Annotated in this window: 17 protein-coding genes; 9 read left to right on the top strand and 8 right to left on the bottom strand. The window is 68.9% G+C overall.

Annotated elements, in window-relative coordinates; genetic code table 11:
- Positions 1–123 precede the first annotated feature (123 nt).
- Positions 124–3,138: a phosphoenolpyruvate carboxylase gene (ppc, locus tag H0X95_RS09530; protein ID WP_059721378.1), complete on the top strand. Its 3,015-nt coding sequence runs from the start codon at positions 124–126 to the stop codon at positions 3,136–3,138.
- Positions 3,139–3,261: 123 nt separating this feature from the next.
- Here the strand turns inward: ppc and H0X95_RS09525 are convergent, their stop codons facing one another.
- Positions 3,262–4,014: a class I SAM-dependent methyltransferase gene (locus H0X95_RS09525; RefSeq protein ID WP_006497169.1), complete on the bottom strand. Its 753-nt coding sequence runs from the start codon at positions 4,012–4,014 to the stop codon at positions 3,262–3,264.
- Positions 4,015–4,232: 218 nt separating this feature from the next.
- On the opposite strand from H0X95_RS09525, the gene H0X95_RS09520 reads away from it, so the two are divergent.
- On the top strand, positions 4,233–5,042 hold the full coding sequence (locus H0X95_RS09520; RefSeq protein ID WP_006492931.1) for a helix-turn-helix transcriptional regulator: 810 nt from the start codon (positions 4,233–4,235) through the stop codon (positions 5,040–5,042).
- 7 nt (positions 5,043–5,049) lie between these two features.
- Here H0X95_RS09520 and H0X95_RS09515 read toward each other — a convergent pair whose 3' ends face one another.
- A complete protein-coding gene (locus H0X95_RS09515; RefSeq protein ID WP_012492815.1) occupies positions 5,050–6,045 on the bottom strand; it encodes a Csu type fimbrial protein in 996 nt (331 codons plus the stop codon).
- Positions 6,046–6,341: 296 nt separating this feature from the next.
- Here H0X95_RS09515 and H0X95_RS09510 point away from each other — a divergent pair, with 296 nt between their 5' ends.
- The 5 genes from H0X95_RS09510 to H0X95_RS09490 all read left to right on the top strand — a co-directional run bounded on the left by H0X95_RS09510 (position 6,342) and on the right by H0X95_RS09490 (position 12,281).
- Positions 6,342–6,878: a Csu type fimbrial protein gene (locus H0X95_RS09510; RefSeq protein ID WP_006484009.1), complete on the top strand. Its 537-nt coding sequence runs from the start codon at positions 6,342–6,344 to the stop codon at positions 6,876–6,878.
- Between the two features lie 6 nt (positions 6,879–6,884).
- Positions 6,885–7,595, top strand: a complete 711-nt coding sequence (locus H0X95_RS09505; RefSeq protein WP_006484014.1) for a fimbrial biogenesis chaperone — start codon at positions 6,885–6,887, stop codon at positions 7,593–7,595.
- Between the two features lie 70 nt (positions 7,596–7,665).
- Positions 7,666–10,002 carry a fimbria/pilus outer membrane usher protein gene (locus H0X95_RS09500; protein ID WP_059721422.1) on the top strand — a complete coding sequence of 779 codons (2,337 nt, stop codon included), beginning with the start codon at positions 7,666–7,668 and terminating at the stop codon, positions 10,000–10,002.
- An 89-nt stretch (positions 10,003–10,091) separates the two neighbouring features.
- On the top strand, positions 10,092–11,501 hold the full coding sequence (gene argH / locus H0X95_RS09495; protein WP_006484010.1) for an argininosuccinate lyase: 1,410 nt from the start codon (positions 10,092–10,094) through the stop codon (positions 11,499–11,501).
- Between the two features lie 96 nt (positions 11,502–11,597).
- Positions 11,598–12,281, top strand: a complete 684-nt coding sequence (locus H0X95_RS09490; protein ID WP_006484015.1) for an HAD family hydrolase — start codon at positions 11,598–11,600, stop codon at positions 12,279–12,281.
- 78 nt (positions 12,282–12,359) lie between these two features.
- On the opposite strand, the gene H0X95_RS09485 is transcribed toward H0X95_RS09490, so the two are convergent.
- The 5 genes from H0X95_RS09485 to apbC form a co-directional block, all read right to left on the bottom strand.
- On the bottom strand, positions 12,360–13,181 hold the full coding sequence (locus H0X95_RS09485) for a lysozyme inhibitor LprI family protein (RefSeq protein ID WP_012492816.1): 822 nt from the start codon (positions 13,179–13,181) through the stop codon (positions 12,360–12,362).
- Positions 13,181–15,460 carry an arginine/lysine/ornithine decarboxylase gene (locus H0X95_RS09480; RefSeq protein ID WP_006497175.1) on the bottom strand — a complete coding sequence of 760 codons (2,280 nt, stop codon included), beginning with the start codon at positions 15,458–15,460 and terminating at the stop codon, positions 13,181–13,183. The genes H0X95_RS09485 and H0X95_RS09480 overlap by 1 nt, the downstream gene beginning before the upstream one ends.
- A gap of 81 nt (positions 15,461–15,541) precedes the next feature.
- A complete protein-coding gene (gene dcd, locus H0X95_RS09475; protein WP_006398615.1) occupies positions 15,542–16,111 on the bottom strand; it encodes a dCTP deaminase in 570 nt (189 codons plus the stop codon).
- 195 nt (positions 16,112–16,306) lie between these two features.
- The gene (sodC, locus tag H0X95_RS09470) at positions 16,307–16,843 is read right to left on the bottom strand and encodes a superoxide dismutase [Cu-Zn] (protein WP_006493653.1); all 537 of its coding nucleotides are present in this window, start codon (positions 16,841–16,843) and stop codon (positions 16,307–16,309) included.
- 133 nt (positions 16,844–16,976) lie between these two features.
- Positions 16,977–18,068: an iron-sulfur cluster carrier protein ApbC gene (apbC, locus tag H0X95_RS09465; RefSeq protein ID WP_058901705.1), complete on the bottom strand. Its 1,092-nt coding sequence runs from the start codon at positions 18,066–18,068 to the stop codon at positions 16,977–16,979.
- A 352-nt stretch (positions 18,069–18,420) separates the two neighbouring features.
- Between apbC and H0X95_RS09460 the strand changes: the two genes are divergently transcribed.
- Together H0X95_RS09460 and metG are read left to right on the top strand one after the other, a co-directional pair.
- Positions 18,421–19,068, top strand: coding sequence for an OmpA family protein (locus tag H0X95_RS09460; protein WP_006485420.1), 648 nt, complete (start codon positions 18,421–18,423; stop codon positions 19,066–19,068).
- Positions 19,069–19,448: 380 nt separating this feature from the next.
- Entirely contained in the window at positions 19,449–21,605 is a 2,157-nt protein-coding gene (metG, locus tag H0X95_RS09455; RefSeq protein WP_059721379.1) for a methionine--tRNA ligase, read from the top strand.
- A gap of 92 nt (positions 21,606–21,697) precedes the next feature.
- On the opposite strand, the gene H0X95_RS09450 is transcribed toward metG, so the two are convergent.
- Entirely contained in the window at positions 21,698–25,741 is a 4,044-nt protein-coding gene (locus H0X95_RS09450) for a translocation/assembly module TamB domain-containing protein (protein WP_059721380.1), read from the bottom strand.
- Positions 25,742–25,761 lie beyond the last annotated feature (20 nt).

The raw sequence follows: 25,761 nt of genomic DNA, 5'->3' as shown, positions 1-25,761 counted from the left end.
GCCTGCCTCCGTGCGGGTCGCGGCGCCGTTGTGCGGATGTGCCGCACGTAGCTGGTTGCTTGACCGCAGTTCCCGCAGTTTCCGCAGTTCCTTTTGACTCGAGCTTTCCCAAGGAAACCCATCGTGAAGTCTTCCGGATCGGCGCGTACGGCGCGCCGCAATGCTGCCTTGCCCTCCCCCGACGCCCCGACGGGCACCCTCGCCACCGTCGCGAACGGCCGTGCGAAAACGGCAACGAAACCGAAAGACCCGATACATCAGACAAAACCCGCGACGAAAGCCGCCGGCGCCCCCGCCCGCAAGGCCGTCGCACCGAAGGCCGGCACCCGCACGCGCGACGACAAGGACGGCCCGCTGTTCGAGGACATCCGCTTCCTCGGCCGCCTGCTCGGCGACGTCGTGCGCGAACAGGAAGGCGATACGGTGTTCGACGTGGTCGAGACGATCCGCCAGACCGCGGTCAAGTTCCGCCGCGAGGACGACAGCGAAGCCGCGCAGACGCTCGAGAAGAAGCTGCGCAAGCTGACGCCGGAGCAGACGGTGAGCGTCGTGCGCGCGTTCAGCTATTTCTCGCATCTCGCGAACATCGCGGAAGACCGCCACCACAACCGCCGCCGCCGCATCCACGCGCTGGCCGGGTCCGCGCCGCAGCCCGGCACGGTCGCGTACGCGCTCGACCAGCTGAAAACCACCGGCAACGCGTCGAAGCGCCTGCTGCAGCGCTTCTTCGACGATGCGCTGATCGTGCCGGTGCTGACCGCGCACCCGACCGAAGTGCAGCGCAAGAGCATCCTCGATGCGCAGCACGACATCGCGCGCCTGCTCGCGGAGCGCGACCAGGAGCTGACCGCGCGCGAACGCCAGTACAACGAAGCGATGCTGCGCGCGCGCGTGACCGCGCTGTGGCAGACGCGGATGCTGCGCGACTCGCGCCTGACGGTCGGCGACGAGATCGAGAACGCGCTGTCGTACTACCGCGCGACGTTCCTCGACGAACTGCCCGCGCTGTACGGCGACATCGAGGCCGCGCTCGCCGAGCATGGCCTGTCGGCCCGCGTGCCCGCGTTCTTCCAGATGGGCAGCTGGATCGGCGGCGATCGCGACGGCAACCCGAACGTGACCGCGGCGACGCTCGACGAGGCGATCAACCGCCAGGCCGCGGTGATCCTCGAACATTATCTGGAACAGGTGCACAAGCTGGGCGCCGAGCTGTCGGTGTCGAACCTGCTGGTCGGCGCGAACGACGCGGTGAAGGCGCTCGCGGCCGCATCGCCCGACCAGTCGCCGCACCGCGTCGACGAACCGTATCGCCGCGCGCTGATCGGCATCTACACGCGGCTCGCCGCGAGCGCGCGCGTACGTCTCGGCGAAGGCACGGTGCCGGTGCGCAGCGCGGGCCGCGGCGCGCCGCCCGTGCGTGCGATTCCATACGAGGACTCCGAAGCGTTCGTCGCCGATCTCAAGGTGCTGACCGCGTCGCTCGACGAGCACCACGGCGCGTCGCTCGCCGCGCCGCGCCTCGCGCCGCTCGTGCGCGCGGCCGAAGTGTTCGGCTTCCATCTCGCGAGCATCGACCTGCGCCAGAGTTCCGACATCCACGAGGCGGTGGTCGCCGAACTGTTCGCGCGCGCCGGCGTCGAGGCCGACTATGCGGCGCTCGCCGAGGAAGACAAGCTGCGCGTGCTGCTCGCCGCGCTCGCCGATCCGCGCCCGCTGCGCTCGCCGTACCTCGAATACTCGGCACTCGCGCAGAGCGAGCTGGGCGTGTTCGAGAAGGCGCGCGAGGTCCGCACGCAGTTCGGTGCGCGCGCGGTGCGCAACTACATCATTTCGCATACGGAAACCGTCAGCGACCTCGTCGAGGTGCTGCTGCTGCAGAAGGAGACGGGCCTGCTCGAAGGCACGCTCGGCGTGCCGGGCCGCGACGCGAAGAACAGCCTGATGGTGATCCCGCTGTTCGAGACGATCCCCGACCTGCGCGACGCGTCGCGCATCATGCGCGACTACTTCGCGCTGCCGGGCATCGACGCGTTGATCGCGCATCAGGGCGCCGAACAGGAAGTGATGCTCGGCTACTCGGACAGCAACAAGGACGGCGGATTCCTCACGTCGAACTGGGAGCTGTATCGCGCGGAACTCGCGCTCGTCGACCTGTTCCGCGAGCGCAAGATCACGCTGCGGCTGTTCCATGGCCGCGGCGGCACGGTCGGCCGCGGGGGCGGCCCGACCTACCAGGCGATCCTGTCGCAGCCGCCGGGCACCGTGAACGGCCAGATCCGCCTGACCGAACAGGGCGAGGTGATCGCGAGCAAGTTCTCGAACCCGTCGATCGGCCGGCGCAACCTCGAGACGGTCGTCGCCGCGACGCTCGAGGCGTCGCTGCTGCCGCAGTCGAACGCACCGGCGCAGTTGCCCGCGTTCGAGGCCGCGATGCAGACGCTGTCCGACTCGGCGATGGCCGCGTACCGCGCGCTCGTCTATGAAACCCCGGGCTTCACCGACTACTTCTTCTCGTCGACGCCGATCACCGAGATCGCCGAGCTGAACATCGGCAGCCGGCCGGCGTCGCGCAAGCTGCAGGACCCGAAGCAGCGCAAGATCGAGGATCTGCGCGCGATTCCGTGGGGCTTCTCGTGGGGCCAGTGCCGGCTGCTGCTGACCGGCTGGTACGGCTTCGGCAGCGCGGTGAGCGCGTATCTCGACGGCGCGCCGGACGCCGCCGAACGCACGAAGCGCGTCACGCTGCTGAAGAAGATGAACAAGACCTGGCCGTTCTTCTCGAACCTGCTGTCGAACATGGACATGGTGCTCGCGAAGACCGATCTCGCGGTCGCGTCGCGTTATGCGCAACTCGTGTCCGATCGCAAGCTGCGCAAGCACGTGTTCGAGCGGATCGTCGCGGAATGGGAACGCACGTCGCAGGCGCTCGCGGAAATCACCGGGCACGAAGGCCGCCTCGCGACCAACCCGCTGCTCGCGCGCTCGATCAAGAACCGCTTCCCGTATCTCGATCCGCTGAATCACCTGCAGGTCGAGCTGATCAAGCGTCACCGCGCGGGCGACACGAACGCGCGGCTGCGCCGCGGGATTCACCTGACGATCAACGGGATCGCGGCCGGCCTGCGCAACACCGGCTGATCCGCGGGCGGCGCGGGCACGCTCCGCGCCGGCCGGGATAACGAAAGCCGCGATACGCGTCGATGCGTATCGCGGCTTTTTTCATGCGACGACAAACGGCGCAGCGTGCGCCGCGCCGCACGCTCAGTGCGCGTCGATCAGCAATGCGTCGTGCTCGAACGAGCCGTCGGCCTGCACCGCGTAGTAGCCGCGCACCTCGTCCGGTGCATGCGCCCACAACGCGCGAATGCCGGCGACGCTGTCGGCCGGCGTGCGAATGCGCGCGACCCACGTGTCGAAATCGATCGGCAGCCGCCAGCGGCTGTGCACCTGCGCGTCGAAACCGGCTGCGCGGAACATCGCGAGCCATTCGTCCGCGCGGTAGTCGCGCACGTGCGACGCGTCGCGCAGCACTTCCGCGGCCTGCAGGTACGTATCGAGGAGCGGATGATCGTTGCCCGCGATGTCGATCATCAGCACGCGGCCGCCCGGCTTCAGCACGCGACGCACCTCGGCCAGCGCCGCATGCATGTCGTGCCAGTGGTGCGCGCTCATCCGGCTCACGACCCAGTCGAACGTCGCGGTGTCGAACGGCAGCCGCTCGGCCGGCCCCTGCTGCGTGCGGACGTTCGCGAGCCCGCGCTCGCGCGCGGCCGCGTCGACGGTCGCGAGCATCGGCGCGGCGAGATCGTACGCGACCACGTCGCGCACGTGCGGCGCGACCGCGAAGCTCGCGTGACCGGCGCCGCAGCCCAGATCGAGCACCGCGGCGTCGGGCGTCGCGCTCACCGCGTCGGCGAGCGTCTGCAGGTCGGCGCCCGTCGCATGAACCGTGCTCGTCAGATAGGCGGCGGCCGTCGTGCCGAAGGCGTCGGCGACCTGGTCGTGGTGTTTCATCGTTCGCTCCTTTCCTTGATGCAGTCGGCCGGCCCCGGCGCTTCAACGCCCGATCCGGCCCCGTGCATCGCATTGTGGGGGACGCCCGCTGCCCTGCCAGCGCGCGAGCCGCTACAATAGGCCTGCGTGTGTACCAGTACAAGTTAAGCAGTTATTCTGGTATTTGATCCACCTGTCTGATCGTTGCCGCGTTTTCGCCTTCACTTCGCCGTTTCCGCATGAACCAGCCGTCCTCCGCCTCCGTCCCGCCACTCGACGCCACGCCCGCCCGCGCGCTCGGCGAATTCATCCGCGCCCACCGCGAGCGGCTGTCGCCGCAGGCCGTCGGCCTGCCTCCCGGCCCGCGCCGCCGCACGCCGGGGCTGCGGCGCGAGGAAGTCGCGCAACTGTGCGGCGTCAGCCCGACCTGGTACACGTGGATCGAACAGGGCCGACCCGTGTCGGCGTCGGCCGACGCGCTCGCGCGGATCGCCGTCGCGCTGCAACTGTCGAAGGCCGAGCGCGCATACCTGTTCGAGCTGGCCGCGCAGCGCGACCCGGCCGAGCCCGACGTCGCGGGCGGCGACCTGCCGCCGACGCTCGCCGCGACCGTCGCGGCGATCGCGACGCCCGCCTACGTGCTCGACCGCCAATGGAACGCGCTCGCATGGAATGCGCCGGCCGCCGCGCTCTTTTCCGGCTGGCTCGATGGCGAGCACGACCGCAACCTGCTGCGCTTCACGTTCATGGCGCCGGCCGCCCGCACGCTGATCGTCGACTGGGAAACCCGCGCGCGGCGGCTCGCGGCCGAATTCCGCGCCGATGCGATCCGCCACCTGACCGACGCGCCGACGCGCGCGCTGATCGACGCGCTGACGGCCGGCAGCGACGCGTTCGCGCAGTACTGGGCGTCGCAGGACGTGTTCGAGCGCGAAGGCGGGCTGCGTGAATTCGACCATCCGGCCGACGGCCGTCTCGTGTACCAGCAGATCACGCTGAAGCCCGCGCACCGCGAGGACCTGAAGCTGGTCGTGCTGGTGCGCGACTGAGCGCGGCTCAGAAGCTGATCGTCGCGGTAATCGTGTCGCTGTAGTTGCCGGGCGCCGGCGTCGCTTGCGCGGGCACGCGGCCGTACACGGTGATTGCCTGCGCGAACCCGCTGCCGGTGCCGGTCGCCATCGACGTGCCGGCGGTGCCGTCGCCCCATGGCTGCGTGAAGCCGCTGTCCTGATAGAGCTGATAGCTGACCGACCCGCCGCCCGCGCGCTGCATCGTGCGAGCGGCGACGTTGCCGCTGCCGCCGCCGTTCAACGCGATCCGGAATGCGTCGCCGTTCGTGCAGCGCGCGCTGATCGAGCCGCTCGCGGTCAGCGCCGACGCCAGCACGCCTGCCGCCGGAAACGCCACGCCGGTCGCGCTGATGATGCAGTTGTTGATGACGGTGGCGGTCGTGGTAACCGTCATCGTGCCAGCCGTCGACTGCGACGCACACGGCGTCGGCAGCACGCCGAGCAGCGAAAAACTGTAGCTGTACGCGGCCTGGTTGCCGCTGAAACTCTGCGTGTAGACGGTGCTGCCGTTGTTCACGGTCGGCACGGTCGGCTGGTTCGGCGCGATGCGACCATAGATGGTCACGTTCGCACTCGCGGACGTGCCGAGCACCGGTTTCGTCAACGTCACCGATATCGGCGTCGTGCCGCTGCTCACGGCGCCCCAGGCTTGCGAGTAGCCCGCGTCCTGATACAGGTCGTACTGCATCTGGTTCGTCCCGTTGCTCAGGTAGCGCGGACTGGTGCCGCCGAGGTTCACGCACACGAGCACGCCGGTGTTCAGGCTCAGCGTGTCCCACGTGCAGTTCACGGTCATCGTCGCGGTCGTCGTATAGGCCTGTTGCGTGATCGGACTGACCGAGCCGAAGCTCGGCACCGGCGGCGTCACCGTGCACGTATCCGCACGCGCCGACATCCACGGCATGCCGAGTACCGCTGCCAGCAGCAGGTACGCGAGCGCGCGCATCCAGCGGCGCGCCAGGTCGAAGCGGTCATCCGCCATGCGCCTCCCCGAAAAAAACCGTCCGCCCGATCGGGTTCGCGGATCGGGCCGCGCCATCATCGTATCGGTCTGCGCATCGATCGTTCGCACTGTTACTTGATCCATGTCAAATAGGCCGATGGAATCCGTCCGCTCCCCGGACAATGCACGCCAGGTCGGCGTTTTCTCCATTGCGCGCGACCGAACCCGTGGAGTAGTCTTCCACCAACGACAGAGCGGTAACGGCGACCGGCGACAGACCACGCGGCAGGCACTCCGCGGCCGGGCGACCCCTTGAACGGCAGGAGACAATCATAATGACAGATTCCCGACGTCGTGTTTTTTCAGCCATGCTCGCAGCCACGTTCGCATTCGCGCCGGTGCTGCAGCCCGTCACCGTTGCCGCAGTCTATTCGAACGGCACGGCCACCGCGCAATTCAACGTCACGCTCACGATCCAGGCGAACTGCACGATCGCCGCGAACCCGCTTGCATTCGGCACGACCGGCGTACTCGCATCGACGGTCAACCGGCAGACGACGGTCTCCGTCACCTGCACGAACTCGACACCCTACAACGTCGGGCTCGACGCCGGAGCGGTAACCGGCTCGACCGTCGCCAGCCGGCTGATGGGAGGTACCACGGCCGGCAATACCGGCACGACGGTCGGCTACCAGCTCTACCAGGACTCGGGCCACTCGACGATCTGGGGCAACACGCAAGGCACCGACACGGTCGGCGGCACCGGCACCGGTTCCGCGCAGGTGCTGAACGTGTACGGCCAGGTGCCCGCGCAGGCGACGCCGAAGCCCGACACCTACGAGGCCTCGGTCACCGCCACCGTCTATTTCTGACGGGCCGTGCGATTGTTCCCGCGCGCCTTTGCCGCGCTGTGCGTCGGGTGGGCGGCGGCCGTCTCGCATGCCGCCACGCTGCAGATCACGCCCGTGACGATCGAACTGCCGCCATCGGCGGCCGCCGCGAGCATGACGCTCAGCAACCCGGGCGGCCGGCCGATCTACGGCCAGGTCCGCACCTATCGCTGGACGCAGGAAAACGGTACCGACGTGATGACGCCGACCGACGCGCTCGCCGCGTCGCCGCCGCTGCTGCAGATCGACGCGAACGCCGAGCAGTTGATCCGGCTCGTGCGCACGAGCCGCGGCTCGCCGGCCGCCGAGGAGAGCTATCGCGTGCTGATCGACGAACTGCCCGCGCCGGGCACGCCGGTCGACAACGGCGTGACGATCCGGCTGCGCTATTCCGTGCCCGTATTCATCGAGCCCGATGCCGCGCAAGCGTCCCCGCGCCTCGACTGGCGCGTCGAACCCGACGGGACCGGCATGCAGCTCACGGTCGACAATCGCGGCGGACGGCGGGCGCAGATTTCCGCGGTCCGGTTGGTCGATGCGCGAGGCGGCGTCCACGAGATCACGCGCGGGCTGCTCGGCTATGCGCTCGCGAGCAGTACGCGACGCTGGCCGCTCAAGCTCGACGCCGGCACGCGCTTCGTCAAGATCCAGGCGACCGTCAACGCGCAGCCGGTCGAAGCCCGGTTGACGCCGCCCTGAGCCCCCCGAGCAGGATCGCACGACGTTGCCCGTGCCGCCGCCGAGCAAGACCCTCCGGACCGACTGCCCCGTGCGACACGCCGGCCCGGCCCGGCCCACCGCCGCGCCGCTCGCGCTGGCGTTGATACTGGCGCTGCGCGCACTCGCCGCATGCGCGCAGCCGGTACCGCCCACCGCCGTGTCCGACGCCGCGGCGCAAGCCGACGGGTTGTATCTCGACGTGTCGCTCAATGGCGAACCGACGCACCGGATCGCCCGGTTCCGGCAGATCGACGGGCGACTGTACGCGGCCTCCGCCGACCTGAACGATCTGGGCATCGCGACCGGCGGCCCCGCGAACGCACCGTCGAACACGCTCGTCGCACTCGATACGCTCGCGGGGCTGCGCTACGCTTACGACGCCGGCCGGCAAACGCTCGACCTGCGCGTGCCCGACGCACTGCGCATTCCGCACACGTTCGATACGCGCGCGCTCGCCGCCGCGCCGCCGGCCACGTCCGGCCGCGGCTTCGTGCTGAACTACGATGCCTACGCGCAAACCATCGCGCGCGCACCGCTCGCGGTCTGGAGCGAGGCGCGCTATTTCGATCCGGCCGGCGTACTCAGCAGCACCGGCATCGCGTACCTGTACGACGACCGTCGGCGCTACGTGCGCTACGACACGTCATGGACCCGTTCGAATCCCCGCACGCTCACGACGACCCAGATCGGCGACACGATTTCGTCGTCGCTGTCCTGGACGCGCTCACTGCGCCTGGGCGGCGTGCAGTGGCGCAGCAATTTCGGCCTGCGCCCCGACCTCGTCACGTTTCCGGTGCCCGCGCTGTCCGGCAGCGCGGTCGTGCCGACGTCGGTCGACCTGTACGTGAACAACGTGCGCCAGTTCAGCGGCGACGTGCCGAGCGGGCCGTTCGTGATCAACAGCGTGCCGGGCATCACCGGCGCGGGCAACGCGACGGTCGTCACGCGCGACGCACTCGGCCGCTCGATCGCGACGTCGATTCCGCTGTACGTCGATACGCGCCTGCTGGCCCCCGGCCTCGTCAGCCATTCGCTCGAAGCCGGTTTCCTGCGCCGCGCGTACGGCACCGATTCGTTCGACTACGCGCGCACGCCGGCGGCGAGCGGCTCGCTGCGCTACGGGATCAGCGAGCGGCTGACCGTCGAAGCGCACGGGGAAGCAACGGCCGGCGTCTACAACGCCGGCGCCGGCGTGCTCGCGCGCCTCGGCGAACGCGGCGTGGCGAACGCGTCGCTGGCGCTCAGCGCGCCGGGCAGGACCGGTGTGCAGGCGGGCGTCGGCTACCAGTACGTGACGTCGCGCTTCTCGATCGACGCACAGACGCTGCGCGCATTCGGCGACTACGTCGACCTGGGCAGCCGCGAAGGCGTGCCCGTCTCGCGCGCCACCGATCGCGTGACGGTATCGTTCCCGTTCCTGCGCGCGCAAACGCTGTCGTTCAGCTATCTGGCCCTCAAGTATCCGGGCATCGCCGCGTCGCGGATCGGCTCGATCGCTTATCTCGTCAATCTCGGCGGGCTGACCTCGATCGCGTTCAGCGGCTTCCAGGACTTCCGGCAACGCGACGCGCGCGGCTTCTTCGCGAGCCTGAGCATCGGGCTCGGCGGCAACACGTCCGTCTCCGCGAACGCCGGGCGGCAGAACGGCGAATCGACCTACACGCTCAATGCATCGCGGCCGCCCGACTACGGCGGCGGCTTCGGCTGGAACGTGCAGGCCGGCACCAACGCGGGCACGCGCTACGGGCAGGGCCAGTTGCAGTATCTCGGCCGCGCCGGCCAGGTCACGCTGCTCGCGCAATCGTTCGACGGGCGCAGCAACGCGGCGGTCGACGTCACGGGCGCGTTCGTGCTGATGGACGGCCGGGTGATGACGGCGCGCCGCGTCGACGACGGCTTCGCGCTCGTCTCGACCGACACGGGGCGCGTGCCCGTGCTGCACCAGAACCGGCTGATCGGCGCGACGGACCGGGCCGGCTACCTGCTGGTGCCCGACCTGAATGCGTACCAGAACAATCGCGTCGCGATCGACGGCAGCGCGCTGCCGGCCGACGCGCGGATCGCCGACACGACGCTCGACGTCGTGCCGCAGGCCCGCTCCGGCGTGCTCGCGCACTTCGCCATCACACGCTACAGCGCCGCGTCGATCGCACTGCGCGCGCCGGACGGCACGCCGCTTCCGCCGGGGCTCGAGGTCCGCCACGTCGAAAGCGGCCAGCGCACGATCGTCGGCTACGACGGCCTGACCTTCGTCGACGGCCTCGTCGCGAACAACCACCTGCAGATCTCCGGCGGCGGCCGCGACTGCACCGTCGAATTCGCGTACCGGCGGCCGGACGACGGCACGCTGCCGCGCATCGGCCCGCTGACCTGCGGCCCGCGGTAGCGCGCGCCGGCCGCCCGCGTCGCGAATGTTAGAATCGCGGGATTCCCTCGGCGGCGCCCAGCCGCCCAACTCCCCTTCGAAGAATCGCCATGACGTCCCAACTGCACAAAAAGGGCGAGGCCTGGTCGGCCCGCTTCTCGGAACCGATGTCGGAGCTGGTCAAGCGCTACACGTCGTCGGTGTTTTTCGACAAGCGCCTCGCGCTCGTCGACATCGCCGGCTCGCTCGCGCACGCGAACATGCTCGCCGCGCAGAAGATCATCAGCGCCGACGACCTGGCCGCGATCGAACGCGGGATGGCGCAGATCAAGGGCGAGATCGAGCGTGGCGAATTCGAATGGCAGCTCGACCTGGAAGACGTCCACCTGAACATCGAGGCGCGCCTGACCGCGCTGATCGGCGATGCCGGCAAGCGCCTGCACACGGGCCGCTCGCGCAACGACCAGGTCGCGACCGACATCCGCCTGTGGCTGCGCGGCGAAATCGACCGCATCGGCGGCCTGCTGAACGACCTGCGCGGCGCGCTGATCGATCTCGCGGAACAGAACGCCGACACGATCATGCCGGGCTTCACGCACCTGCAGGTCGCGCAGCCCGTCACGTTCGGCCACCACCTGCTCGCGTACGTCGAGATGTTCACGCGCGACGCGGAACGCATGCGCGACTGCCGCACCCGCGTGAACCGCCTGCCGCTCGGCGCGGCCGCGCTCGCGGGCACGAGCTACCCGATCGACCGTCACGCGGTCGCGAAGACGCTCGGCTTCGACGGCATCTGCGCGAACTCGCTCGACGCGGTGTCCGATCGCGACTTCGCGATCGAATTCACGGCCGCGTCCGCGCTCGTGATGACGCACGTGTCGCGCTTCTCCGAGGAACTCGTGCTGTGGATGAGCCCGCGCGTCGGCTTCATCGACATCGCCGACCGCTTCTGCACCGGCAGCTCGATCATGCCGCAGAAGAAGAACCCGGACGTGCCCGAGCTCGCGCGCGGCAAGACCGGCCGCGTGAACGGCCACCTGATGGCGCTCCTCACGCTGATGAAGGGCCAGCCGCTCGCGTACAACAAAGACAACCAGGAAGACAAGGAACCGCTGTTCGATACGGTCGACACCGTCGCCGACACGCTGCGGATCTTCGCCGAGATGGTCGCCGGCATCACCGTGAAGCCGGACGCGATGCGCGCGGCCGCGCTGCAGGGCTTCTCGACCGCCACCGACCTCGCCGACTACCTCGTGAAGCGCGGCCTGCCGTTCCGCGACGCGCACGAAGCGGTCGCGCACGCGGTGAAGATCTGCGACGACCGCGGCATCGACCTCGCCGACCTGACGCTCGACGAAATGAAGCAGGAACTGCCGAACGTCGCGCACCTGATCGGCGACGACGTGTTCGGCTACCTGACGCTCGAGGGTTCGGTCGCGAGCCGCAACCATCCGGGCGGCACCGCGCCCGACCAGGTGCGTGCGGCCGTCAAGGCGGCCCGCGCCGCGCTCGGCAAGTAACGGCCTGCGGTTCCGGACGGACGCCTTCGGCGTCCGTTTTTCATTCGGGCGGCCAGCGCGCCGCCCGTCGCCTTCCCCGCTTCACGGACGCCCCCGATGACCTTCTCCGCCGCGCTCTTCGACATGGATGGCCTGCTCGTCGATTCCGAGCGGACCATCATGAACACGTGGATCGACGTGTCGAATGCGCACGGCGTCGTGCTGACCGAGATCGATTACCTGCAGATCGTCGGCCGTTCGTTCGCCGAAGGCCAGGTGATCCTGGCACGGCTGATCGGCGACCCCGCTACGTTCGACGCGGTGCGCGTCCGCGTGCGCGAACAGCTCGCGGCGCCCGAGCCGCATCCGAAGTTTCCGCTGAAACCCGGCGCATTCGCGCTGCTCGACGCGCTCGCGCAGGCCGGCATTCCGTGCGCGGTCGCGTCGTCGTCCGCGGGCGACGTGATCCGCGCGCGGCTCGGCGCGGTCGGCGTGCTGCCGTTCTTCCGCGCGATCGCGGGCGGCGACGAAGTCGCGCGCGGCAAGCCCGACCCGGCCGTCTACCGGCTCGCGGCCGAGCGCCTCGGCGTGCCGGCCCACGCGTGCGTCGCGTTCGAGGACAGCGACTTCGGCGCGCAGTCGGCCGCCGGCGCCGGCGCGGCGGTCGTCACCGTGCCCGACCTGAAGGCGCCGACGCCCGAGATCGTCGCGCTGAGCCTGCACGTGCTCGCGTCGCTCGACGACGCGATCGCGCTCGTGCCGTCGTGGTTCGGGTTGCAGGGCACGTCGCAGCCCGCGTAGGCAGCACACCGCGCCATGCAAAACGGGCACCCGAGGGTGCCCGTTCCGTCGTGTCGCCCACTCGAAAGCGGCGCGCCGTTACCGGTTGCCGGCCGTCTCCGACAGCCGCTTCATCGTCGCGATGCGCGCGCCGATCAGGTCGACGCGGCCATCCTCGCCGACGAGCGGCGCCGTCGCATCGCGGAACGCCACCCACGCGCGCTGCGCGCGCACGAGCGTCCCGGCCGAATGCGCGGGCATCTTGCGGCGCAGCTTCTGGTAATAGCGGTTCAGGTCGAACAGCGCATGCTCGCACGCGGCATCCTGCACGCACGGTCGCACGCGGCGCACCGCCGGCTCGCGCGGCGCGTTCGCCGGCTTCGTACCGGCCGGCGCGGCCGCCGCAGCCGCACCACCCTGCGCACCGCTCGTCGCCGCAACCGGCACGGCGGCCGGCGGCGGCGCATAGCGATCGGCCGCCCCGCGCAACGCCAGCGCGCGATCGCGCACCGGCTGCAGCTGCAGGTCGGCGCTCGACATCGCATACGCGGTGCCGCGCGTCGTGTCGTACACGGCCTTCAGCAGCAGCACTTCGTCCTTGCGCCACGTGAGCCAGCGGCGCTGGCTGTCCTGCCAGCCGCGCTTCGCGTCGGCCGGCGCGTCCTTCAACAGGCGCTGGTACGCGCCGTCCATCACTGTCTGCCACTGCTGCTGCGCTTCGCCCATGCACTGGATCTGGCCGGCCGGCGACGACCGGTCGCGCCGCGCGAGACACTGCCGCATCGCGACGTCGATCGGGTCGGCCGCCGCGACTTCCGCATGGGCGACGCCCGCGCCCGCGAGCCCCGCCAATCCTGCCGTCCAGACGACGAGCGCGGCCAGCGCCGCGCGCATCGCCCGGAGTCGTCCGTGCGTCGCCATCAGTCGCGCACGCAGTCGACGAAGTACTCGACGCGGCCGTTCACCTCTTCCGCGACGAGGCCGTGGATGTCGGTGTGGAAGCCCGGGAAGCGCTCGTTGAAGTCGCGCGCGAACCGCAGGTAGTTCACGATCGTCTTGTTGAAACGCTCGCCCGGAATCAGCAGCGGAATACCCGGCGGGTACGGCGTGAGCAGGATGCTCGTCACGCGGCCTTCGAGCTCGTCGAGCGGCACGCGGTCGATCTTGCGGTGCGCGAGCTTCGCGAACGCGTCCGACGGCTTCATCGCCGGCTCCATGTCCGACAGGTACATCTCCGTCGTCAGGCGGGCGATGTCGTTCGCGCGGTACACGTCGTGGATCTGCGTGCACAGGTCGCGCAGGCCGACACGCTCGTAGCGCGGATGCTGCGCGACGAATTCCGGCAGCACGCGCCACAGCGGCTGGTTGTTGTCGTAGTCGTCCTTGAACTGCTGCAGCTCGGTCACCATCGAGTTCCAGCGGCCCTTCGTGATGCCGATCGTGAACATGATGAAGAACGAGTACAGGCCGGTCTTCTCGACGATGATCCCGTGCTCGGCCAGGTACTTCGTGACGATCGCGGCCGGAATGCCGGTCTCGCCGAACTCGCCGTCGACGTCGAGCCCCGGCGTGATGATCGTCGCCTTGATCGGGTCGAGCATGTTGAAGCCTTCCGCGAGCGGGCCGAAGCCGTGCCAGTGGTCGTTCGGCTTCAGCATCCAGTCCTCGCGCGAACCGATGCCTTCCTCGGACAGGTTGTCCGGGCCCCACACGCTGAAGAACCAGTCGTCGCCGTACTCGGCGTCGACCTTGCGCATCGCGCGACGGAAGTCGATCGCCTCGGCGATCGATTCCTCGACGAGCGCGGTGCCGCCCGGCGGCTCCATCATCGCGGCCGCGACGTCGCACGACGCGATGATCGCGTATTGCGGGCTCGTCGACGTGTGCATCAGGTACGCCTCGTTGAAGCGGTGCTTGTCGAACGTGCGGTTCTCCGAATCCTGCACGACGATCTGCGACGCCTGCGAGATGCCCGCGAGCAGCTTGTGCGTCGAGTGCGTCGCGAACACGAGCGCGCCCGTGCGCGGCCGGCCGTCGCCGATCGCGTGCATGTCGCGGTAGAAATCGTGGAACGTCGCGTGCGGCAGCCACGCTTCGTCGAAGTGCAGCGTGTCGAGCAGGTCGCCGAGCAGGTCCTTGATCATCTCGACGTTGTAGACCACGCCGTCGTACGTGCTTTGCGTGATCGTCAGGATGCGCGGCTTCATGTCCGGGTTCTCGCGCAGCGCCTCGCGCGCGAACGGGTTCGCCTCGATCTTCTTGCGGATGTTCTCCGGCTTGAATTCGTCGCGCGGGATCGGCCCGATGATGCCGAAATGGTTGCGCGTCGGCGTGAGGAACACGGGGATCGCGCCCGTCATCGTGATCGCGTGCAGGATCGACTTGTGGCAGTTGCGGTCGACCAGCACGATGTCGCCGGGCGCGACCGTCGCGTGCCAGACGATCTTGTTCGACGTCGACGTGCCGTTGGTCACGAAGAACAGGTGGTCGGCGCTGAAGATGCGCGCCGCGTTGCGTTCGGACGCCGCCACCGGGCCGGTGTGGTCGAGCAGCTGGCCGAGTTCGTCCACCGCGTTGCAGACGTCCGCGCGCAGCATGTTCTCGCCGAAGAACTGGTGGAACATCTGGCCGAGCGGGTTCTTCAGGAACGCGACGCCGCCCGAGTGGCCCGGGCAGTGCCACGAGTACGAGCCTTCGTCCGCGTACTTGACGAGCTCCTTGAAGAACGGCGGTGCGAGCGAATCGAGATAGACCTTCGCTTCACGGATGATGTGGCGCGCGACGAATTCCGGCGTGTCCTCGAACATGTGGATGAAGCCGTGCAGTTCGCGCAGGATGTCGTTCGGCAGATGGCGCGACGTGCGCGTCTCGCCGTACAGGAAGATCGGGATGTCCGCGTTGCGGCGGCGCACTTCGGTGACGAACGCGCGCAGCTCGATGATCGCGGTCGCGAGCTCGGGCAGCTCGCCGTCCGGGCCGGTTTCGCCGAGCATGAGTTCGTCGTCGTCGATCGACAGGATGAAGCACGACGCGCGGCTCGATTGCTGCGCGAACGACGTCAGATCGCCGTAGCTCGTGAGGCCGAGGACTTCGACGCCCTCCTTCTCGATCGCTTCGGCCAACGCCCGGATGCCGGAGCCCGAGATGTTCTCGGAGCGGAAATCTTCGTCGATGATGACGACGGGGAAACGAAACTTCATGGGCGATTCTCCAAAAAGAACGACCGCGGCGCGTCACGCGCAGCGGTCACCCGGAAACTGGTGAGACGTTATGCAACCAGATCAGGTTTTCGGCAGCGTGACACCGCGCTGCCCCTGATACTTGCCGCCGCGATCGGCGTACGACACGTCGCACACCTCGTCGCTTTCGAAGAAGAGCACCTGCGCGACGCCTTCGTTCGCGTAGATCTTCGCGGGCAACGGCGTGGTGTTCGAGAATTCCAGCGTGACGTAGCCTTCCCACTCGGGTTCGAACGGCGTCACGTTGACGATGATCCCGCAGCGCGCGTAGGTCGACTTGCCGAGGCAGACGGTGAGCACGGTGCGCGGGATGCGGAAATATTCGACGGTGCGGGCCAGCGCGAACGAGTTCGGCGGGATGATGCACACGTCGCCCTTGAAATCGACAAACGAACCCTCGTCGAAGTTCTTCGGATCGACGATCGTCGAGTTGATGTTGGTGAAGATCTTGAATTCGTCCGCGCAGCGGATGTCGTAGCCGTAGCTCGACGTGCCGTAGCTGACGATCCGGCGGCCGTCCTCGGACGCGCGGACCTGATCGGGCACGAACGGCTCGATCATCTTGTGCTCTTCGGCCATGCGCCGAATCCATTTGTCGGACTTGATGCTCATGCCAGCCTCCGCAGGGCCGTCCCGAGGAGGCTGGCCGTCCCCTCGGGGGACAGCGAACGAAGTGAGCGTTGGGGTCGTTTCATATCAGGGCGCCTGGAAACGCTGCGTGACGGTCAGGGAGGGCCGCTCGCGCAAGGCGGCGGCCGGGAAAGGCGGACATTTTACGCGATCATCGGCTCGCGCACGCGGCGGCCGTCAACGGATCACGCCGCAGGCCAGCGCGGGCCCCGCGCCATGCTGCGCAAACGCCGGGTCGCTCGCGTCGCGATGCACCAGCGCCGCACGGTTCATCGCCGAGCGCACGCCATCGAGGGCCAGATCGGGGGCGACGATGAAGCCGGCCGCGACGCCGTTCGCATCCGCATGGATGTTGCCGAGATCGCCGGCGACGCGCGCGCCGGCGCGCAGCCGGTCGGCGGCCGGCGCGAACACCTGGCCGGCGCTCGAGCCGTCGCCCGCATTGCAGTCGCCGCGTTCGTGCACCTGCAGCGCGTGATCGCTGTTCGGCGGCAGGCCGACCAGGTTGTAGGTGACCTGCACGCCGTCCGGGCGCTCGACGAACGTCACCGCACCGCGCGCCTGCGAGCCGACCGTCGGCTGCAGCTGGGCGTCGGCCCGTTTTTCGTGCGACGAGGAAAAGGAGGTACAGCCGGCCAGCAGGCCCAGCGCGGCGGCGGCCAGCAGCGCGCGCTGCGCGCGGCCGGCGCGCACGCCGTGATGTCGTTGTTTCATTCGATCCTCATGCCGGCTGACGGCCGTTTGACACGGCGGCCGCGCCGGGCGGGTAAAGGGACCCGGGAAAAGTCGCCATGATACCGCGCCTCGCGGCGCCGTAAACAGCGTGAGGCCCCGCCCCGCAAGGGTTTTACGTATTTTGAACAACGATCGACGGGAACTTCGACGTCATGTCGCGCGATCGCTCGGCAATCGCCAGCGCCACCCCGCGCGCGATGTCGCGGTAACGACGCGCGAGCGCGCCGTCCGGCTCGGCCGCGACCGTCGGCGTGCCGCTGTCGGCGCGCTCGCGGATCGCGATGTCGAGCGGGAGGCTGCCGAGCACGTCCACGCCGTAATCCTGCGCCATCCGCTCCGCCCCGCCCGCGCCGAAGATGTGCTCTTCGTGGCCGCAGTTCGAGCAGATGTGGATGCTCATGTTCTCGACGATGCCGAGGATCGGAATCCCGACCTTCTCGAACATCTTCAGCCCCTTCTTCGCGTCCAGCAGCGCGATGTCCTGCGGCGTCGTGACGATCACCGCGCCGGTGACGGGCACGCGCTGCGCGAGCGTGAGCTGGATGTCGCCCGTGCCGGGCGGCATGTCGACGATCAGGTAGTCGAGCTCGCGCCAGTTGGTCTGGCGCAGCAGCTGCTCGAGGGCCGACGTCGCCATCGGGCCGCGCCACACCATCGGGTTGTCTTCCTCGATCAGGAAGCCGATCGAGTTCGCCTGCAGCCCGTGGCCCACCAGCGGGTTCATCGACTGGTTGTCGGGCGACTCGGGGCGCTGGCCGTGGATGCCCAGCATCGTCGGCAGCGACGGGCCGTAGATGTCGGCGTCGAGAATGCCGACCGACGCGCCTTCCGCGGCCAGCGCCAGCGCGAGGTTCACGGCCGTCGTGCTCTTGCCGACGCCGCCCTTGCCCGACGCGACCGCGACGATGTTCTTCACATTCGGCAACAGCTTCACGCCGCGCTGCACCGTATGCGCGACGATCTCCTGCGACACGGCGACGCGCGCGTCGCGCACGCCCGGCACGGCCTGGAGCGCCGCGGCGACGCGTGCACGCACGTCGTCGTGCTGGCTGCGCGCCGGATAACCGAGCACCACGTCGAGCGCCACGACATCGCCGTCGATCGCGACGTTGCGCACGCCCTTGTTCGCCGCGTACGGGCGGCCGGTATTGGGGTCGACGACTGCCGCCAGCGCGGCGTCGACTTGTGCCCGGTCAATGCTCATCGAAACTCCGTGAAAACGTTTTTCTCGCGCGCAAACGTCAAAAAATATCAAATTACGCTGCGAAAATCGGGAAAAGTGAAAGAATCTGTTGCACGCCATTGCGCGAACGCGCGACCCGGCGCACTCTTCGCGTGCGGCACGCTATAGGGCCAAATCGGCCACTAACCGCCTATATTGTAGAGGCTGACGCGTCGCGCTGTCCGAACAGCCACGCTGACGGACAGGGCATGCGACCGCCTCGGCGGCTGCCGCGAGCGCAGGCCGGCCTTCCTTTTTCGGACGGCCCGCGCAGGGAGCCGTAACTGTTGTTTGTCGTCGTTGTCGACTCGTTCAACCAAGAGAGGAATCCAAGATGAACATGAAAATCGCGACTCGCCTGTCCGTATTCGCACTCGCCGGCGCACTGCTGGCAGGCTGCGCCACGCAGCAAGGCAACAATACGGCCGTCGGCACCGGCACGGGTGCGGCGCTGGGCGCAGGGATCGGCGCGCTGGCCGGTGGCGGCAAGGGCGCGGCGATCGGCGCGGGCGTCGGCGCACTGGTCGGTGGCGTGACGGGTTACAACTGGCAAGCGATCAAGAACAAGCTCGCACCGTCGGCAGCGCAGACGGGCACGCAGGTGACCGAGCAGCCGGACGGCTCGCTGAAGCTGAACGTGCCGAGCTCGGTCACGTTCGCGACGAACCAGTACGCGATCACGCCGGCGTTCACGCCGCTGCTGAACGACCTCGCGACGACGCTGAACCAGAACCCGCAAGTGACGGCATCGATCGTCGGCTACACGGACAGCACGGGCTCGGCCCAGCTGAACCAGACGCTGTCGCAGAATCGCGCGCAAAGCGTCGTGAACGCGCTCGTGCAGCGCGGCGTGAACGGCGGCCGCCTGTCGGCGCAAGGCATGGGCGCATCGAACCCGATCGCGGACAACGCGACCGAAGCCGGCCGCGCACAGAACCGCCGCGTCGAGATCTACCTGCGCGCACCGCAACAGCATCAGTAAGCGCGACCACGAGAGGAATCGTGCGGGCAGCCTGCCCGCACAGCCCCGCCTGGCAAGGCTTTGGGCGGGGCCGGTAACAAATCGAAAAAATTTTCGAACTTCTGTCGCAGGCCGTGGTCAGTATTTACGGTACGCGGCTGGTGTTGCCGGCGCGTCACCATTCTCCTCTTGTCGTTGTTGCTCCGGGGCCGTATCCGCCCCGGTTTTTTTTTGCCCGGAGAATTCGTGCTGCGCTGCAGCACAACGTCGCCGGGCATGCCGCGTGTGCGGCCTCGCCCCTTCCGCCGCCCGGTCCGCGGCGCCGGCCCGCCGCGCTGGCCCGCGCCCCTGCTAGAATCGCAGTTTCCCGTCGTTTTTCCCGCTGTTCTTCTCCAGACCCTATGTCCGCATCCGACCTCACTTCCGTGCAGGCTGCGGCGCCGCAAGGCAGCCGCCAGATCCTCGTTACGTCCGCACTGCCCTATGCCAACGGGCAGATCCACATCGGCCACCTGGTCGAGTACATCCAGACCGACATCTGGGTGCGGGCGCTGCGAATGCATGGCCATGAGGTCTACTACATCGGCGCCGACGATACGCACGGCACGCCGATCATGCTGCGCGCGGAGAAGGAAGGCCTGACCCCGAAGCAGCTGATCGACCGCGTGTGGACCGAGCACAAGCGCGACTTCGACAGCTTCGGCGTGTCGTTCGACAACTTCTACTCGACCGATTCGGACGAGAACCGCGTGCTGAGCGAGAAGATCTATCTCGCGCTGCAGGAAGCCGGCCTGATCGCCGAGCGCGAAATCGAGCAGGCGTACGATCCGGTCAAGGAAATGTTCCTGCCGGACCGCTTCATCAAGGGCGAGTGTCCGAAGTGCCACGCGAAGGACCAGTACGGCGACAACTGCGAAGTGTGCGGCTCGACCTACCTGCCGACCGAACTGCTGAACCCGTATTCGGTCGTGTCCGGCGCGACGCCGGTGCGCAAGACCTCGAAGCACTACTTCTTCCGCCTGTCCGACCCGCGCTGCGAATCGTTCCTGCGCGAATGGGTGAGCGGCCTCGCGCAGCCCGAAGCGACCAACAAGATGCGCGAATGGCTCGGCGACGCGGGCGAAGCCAAGCTCGCCGACTGGGACATCTCGCGTGACGCGCCGTACTTCGGCTTCGAGATTCCGGGCGCGCCCGGCAAGTATTTCTACGTGTGGCTCGATGCGCCGGTCGGCTACTACGCGAGCTTCAAGAACCTGTGCGACCGCAACGGCATCGATTTCGATGCGTGGATCCGTCCCGGCTCGAAGGCCGAGCAGTACCACTTCATCGGCAAGGACATCCTGTACTTCCACACGCTGTTCTGGCCCGCGATGCTCGAGTTCTCGGGCCACCGCACGCCGACCAACGTGTTCGCGCACGGCTTCCTGACCGTCGACGGCGCGAAGATGTCGAAATCGCGCGGCACGTTCATCACCGCGCAGAGCTACATCGACACCGGCCTGAACCCGGAGTGGCTGCGCTACTACTTCGCCGCGAAGCTGAACGCGACGATGGAAGACATCGACCTGAACCTCGACGACTTCCAGGCGCGCGTGAACAGCGATCTCGTCGGCAAGTATGTGAACATCGCGAGCCGCGCGGCCGGCTTCCTGATCAAGCGTTTCGACGGCCGCGTGCAGGACAGCGCGATGAATCATCCGCTCGTCGCGAAGCTGCGCGATGCGATTCCACAGATCGCCGCGAGCTACGAAGCGCGCGAATACGGCCGCGCGCTGCGCCACACGATGGAGCTCGCGGACGAAGTGAACGCATACGTCGACGGCGCGAAGCCGTGGGATCTCGCGAAGGATCCGGCCAACGCGGTCGCGCTGCACGAAACCTGCAGCGTGAGCCTCGAGGCCTTCCGCCTGCTGTCGCTCGCGCTGAAGCCGGTGATGCCGCGCGTCGCCGCAGCGGTCGAGGCGTTCTTCGGGATCGCGCCGCTCGCGTGGGCCGATGCCGCGAAGCCGCTGTCGTCGGCGCAGCCGATCAAGGCGTACCAGCACCTGATGACGCGCGTCGATGCGAAGCAGATCGAAGCGCTGCTCGCCGCGAACCGCGATTCGCTGCAGGCCGATGCAGCCGGCGCGGCCGCCGGCGGCGCCAATGCTGCGAAGGACGCGAAGAGCAACGCCAAGGCGAACGCGAAGCCGGCCGTCGTGAACGGCGCCGACGACGCGCCGATCTCGATCGACGATTTCGCGAAGATCGACCTGCGCATCGCGAAGATCGTCGCGTGCCAGGCGGTCGAAGGGTCGGACAAGCTGCTGCAGCTCACGCTCGACGTCGGCGAGGAAAAGACCCGCAACGTGTTCTCGGGCATCAAGTCCGCGTACCAGCCCGAGCAGCTCGTCGGCAAGCTGACCGTGATGGTCGCGAATCTCGCGCCGCGCAAGATGAAGTTCGGCCTGTCCGAAGGGATGGTGCTCGCCGCGTCGGCCACCGACGAGAAGGCGGAACCGGGCCTCTACATCCTCGAACCGCACAGCGGCGCGAAGCCCGGCATGCGCGTGAAGTAAGCAGAACGCACTGCTGCCGCCGCAAAAAAGCCCCGCACGATGTCGAATCGTGCGGGGCTTTTTTATCGCTGCCCGGTAAGCCGCATCCGCCGTCACCGCTGCCCGAACCAGCGATCGAAGCGCCGCGTGTAGTTCAGGTCGACGCCCTGGAACGTGCCGCCGTACGCGGACACCGACCAGAAGCGCGTCAGGTTGATCGTCGCCTTGAACGCGTTGCTCGCCGATTGCAGCCCCTGCTCGAAGCCGAGCACGAACCGCTCGTTGATCGCCTTCGACACCAGCACGACCTGCGGATCGGTCAGGCCGACTTCGCTACGGCCGACCGACACCTCGTCGAGGCCGAAGGTCTGCGCGACGCGCTTGCCGGTCACGCTGCCGAGCAGCCCGAGCGCCGCCGTCATCGCGCCCTGCTGGCCGACGTTGTTGCCCTGGTCGGTGCCGTGCCCGAACAGCAGCCACGACAGCTTTTCGTTGTCGGTGACGTTCGGCTCCGACACGAGCTTGACGGTCGGCGACTGGATCGTGCCCGTCACCTGCACGCCGGCCTCGACCTCCTGGTTGCGCCGCATCGCGAGGATGTTGACGCCCGGGTTCGATACCGGGCCGTTGAACGTGAAGAAGCCGTTCTCGATCGCGAGCTTGCGGCCGAACGTCGTGTACGTCGAACCTTCGGTCACACGCACGTTGCCGACCGCGCGCAGCGGCACGCCCGGCGCGCTCATCACGGTGATCGTGCCGCGCAGCCCCAGATCCGCGCCGTGCCCCTTGAAGCGGAAATTGTTGCCGAGCCCGACGTCGATGTTCGCGCGCGGCGCGAGCGATGGCGCCGGCTTGTCCTCGACCGCCTTCGGCTTCGCGACCGCGGTGCCGGTCGGCGTCTCGCCGCGCACCGTGCCGTCCGGCTGCACGATCACGACGTCGTCCGACAGGTGCGGCGCCGATTGCTCGGGCAGGTCGAACAGCGCGCGGTCGACCACGAACTTGCCGTCGATCGACAGCGCGCCGCGCGGCCCGTCGTTCGCGACGGTGGCCTTGCCCGACAGCGACAGCTTGCGATCGGGCGCCGCGAACAGTTCGAGCTTGTCCGCGACGATGCTCGCGGTCAGGTCCGGCGCCTCGCCGTCGAGGCGCACGCGGCCGAGCGCGCGCAGCGTGCCGTCGCCGCCGTGAAATTCGACCTGCTGGAATTCGACGAGGTTGTCCGACAGCTTCACGCGCACGATGCCGTCCTTCAGCTGCACGCCCTGGTCGATCAGCGTCGCGGACAGCTCGTCGCCCGTCAGCGTTCCCGACAGGTTCGGTTTCACCGGCGTGCCGGAAACTGTCAGCTTCAGCGCCGCGCGCCCGCCGAGCAGGTAGCTCGGCCCGAACAGGTTGCCGGTGGTCTTCAGCGCCGGGATGTCGGCATCGATGCGGCCCGACAGCGGACCGTCGTCGACGATGCCGAACACGCCGTCGCGCAACGCGAACGGCACCGTGACGTTCGCGTCGAGCGTGCCGATCCGGCTCGCCTTCGCGAGCGCCGTCACGTTGAGCCGGTTGCCTGGCGCGAAGCTCGCCCGGGCGGACAGATCGGTCAGGCCGAGCGACGCGATGCCGCGCCCGCTCTCGATCGTCACGTCGCCGCCGCGGCGCTTCACCTGCACGTGGCCCGTCGCGTTCGCACCGAGCGAGAAATCCCAATCGGCATCGAGCACGACGTCGGTCCGCACCGGCGGCCGCTGGCCAGTCAGCGCCTGGCGCACCTCGAGGAAACGCGCGACCGATGCACCGGTCACGGTGCCCGCCGAGCGCATCTGGCCGCGATCGAACACGAACGATTTCAGGTCGATCGCCGCGCCTTCGAGCGTGAGCCGCGTCGCGCCGAGCGTCACGCGACCGGCGCCGGCCGATATCGTCAACGGCGCCTGCAGCGCGAGCGCCGGCGTGCCGCGATTCGCGAGACGCGTGACGGTGCCGTCCCAGCGCATGCCGTCGCGGTTCTCGACCACGCCGCCGTTCGCCGCGAGCGTCAGGTCGATCACGCGGCCGCTGGCCATCCCGAGCGCCGATACGTCGAGCGTGTGCTTCGCGCGCGTGCCGTCGAGGTTCGCGCGCAACGACTTCAGCTTGAACGAGCCGAGCGCGATGTCGGCCGCGTCGGCCGTGAACACGAGCGCGCCGTGCGCGCCGTCGCGGATGTCCGCGCGGCCCTGGGCGGTGCCGATCCGGTTCGAGCCGACGACGACGTGCTCGGCCTTGTAGGTCGCCGTCACGTTCGGATGCGCGAAGCTGCCGGTCAGGTCGCCCTGCGCCTGCACGAGCCCTTCGATGCCGAAGCCGAGGCGGTCGAGCTGCGGCGCGTCGACGACGAAGCGCAGCCGGTCGCCGGGTGCGCCGAAGCTGCCGCGCAGGTCGACGTGGTTGCCGGCGATCGACAGGTTCGCGTTGCTCGGCAGGATGCGCGAGCCGGCGAGCTGCACGACGCCGGCGCCGGTCAGCGGCACGCCGTCGTACAGGCTGTCGGCGAGCTTGAAGGTCGCCTTCGTCGAGACCTGCGGCGCGAACGCGCCCGACGCGGTCAGCGTGCCCGACACGCGCGTTTCGCCGCGCTTGGCCGGGGCCCTGGCGGCCTTCGCCGGCGCCTTGCCGCCGCCCGCCTTCGGCGCGCTCATCGCGGCGAGCAGCAGCGGATCGAACGCGGTCAGCGTCGCCTTCGCGTCATAGCTCGAGTGCGCGTCGTGGCGGAACACGCCCGTCAGGTCGATGCGCCCCTTGGCCGCAGTCACGCGCGTATCGGTCAGCACGGTCTGCTGCCGCGTCAGCGCAACCTTGGCGCGCGCGCCCAGCGCGAGCTTCGGATCGTTCAGGTTGAAATCGACGGTCGTCACGTCGCCCGCGAGCGTCACGCCGAGCGGGCCGCCGAGGCGCATCGGCCGCAGTTCGGCGACGAACGCGTTCAGGTCGAGGTTCGCGACCTTCAGGTCGAAGCGGCCCTTGCCGCCCGTGAGCGTGCCGCCGCCCGTCACGCTGCCGTCCCGGATCAGCTTCAGCGCGAGGCCGTCGATCCGCTGCGCGTGCGCGTCGAGATGCACGGTCGCATGCGCGTCGATCACCGGCAGCAGATGGTCGCCGAGCGTACCGGGTTTCGCGTTGACGATCGACACCGGGCCCGTCACCGCGAAGCCCTTCGCGGGCGCCGAGCCTGCCGGCGCGGTCACTGGTGCGAGTTCGGCGCGCACCGCGAGATCGGCTGCCGGCGCGCCGGGCGACAGTGCCTGCGGATTCACGTGGTCGAACGCGAGCGACGCACGCGTGAGCGGCACCGTGCCGAATGGCGCAGCCTCGACGTGCGCGCGCCCGTTCAGCTTCATCCCGCTCGCGTCGACCTCGGCGACGAGCGCCTCCAGCGAGCCCGACACACGGGCCCGCGCGTCGACCGCTTCGTCGGACAGCTTGCCTGCGTAGGTGGCTTCGCCCGTCAGCGCGAACGGCTTCACCCCGTCGAGCTTCGCGCGCGCGGTCAGCGCGCCGTACGGCGTATCGACGCCGTCGAGCACGAGTTCATGGTGACGGCCGTCGCTGCGGCCGTTCAGCGCGAGATGGTCGAGCTGCGTCGTCGAGCCGCCTTCGTGAATCGCGAGGCGATCGACGCGCAGGTCGTCGATCCGCACCTGCAGCGGCAGGCTCAGGTCCTGCGGCGTCGTGCTCGGCGTCGACGGCCCCGGCGCGATCCGCACGTCGATCGTGCCCGCGCGCAGATAGGCGATGGACAGCCGCCACGGCGCGCGGGTCAATGCCCAGCGGCCGTCGAGCCGGTCGATGCGCACCTCGGTGCCGGTGCCGTCGGGGCTCGTCCATGCGAACCCGCGCAAGCGCACGCCGGTCGCGAGCGAACCGCCTTCGAGGGTGCCCGCGAGCCGCGGGCCGAGCACCTTGCCGGCCACCTGCCACGCGAGCCGCGTCCCGCGCTCGGTCGTCACCGCGCCCAGCACGAGCGCCGCCGCCAGCACGACGAGCAGCACGACCGTCGCGAGCGTCCACGCGACGACACGCCACGCGCGGCCGCGACGCGACGCGCGCGGCGGCGTGTCGGGTGCGCCGTCGGGCGAATCCGGATCGTGAGGCGGCGGCGTGTCGTTCGGGTCCTTCGTCATGCGGGTCGTCGTCAATAGGG

The organism is Burkholderia sp. 9779_493 (genome assembly GCF_015712215.1).
Classification (GTDB): domain Bacteria; phylum Pseudomonadota; class Gammaproteobacteria; order Burkholderiales; family Burkholderiaceae; genus Burkholderia; species Burkholderia cenocepacia.
This window is presented reverse-complemented; position numbering and strand designations above follow the sequence as displayed.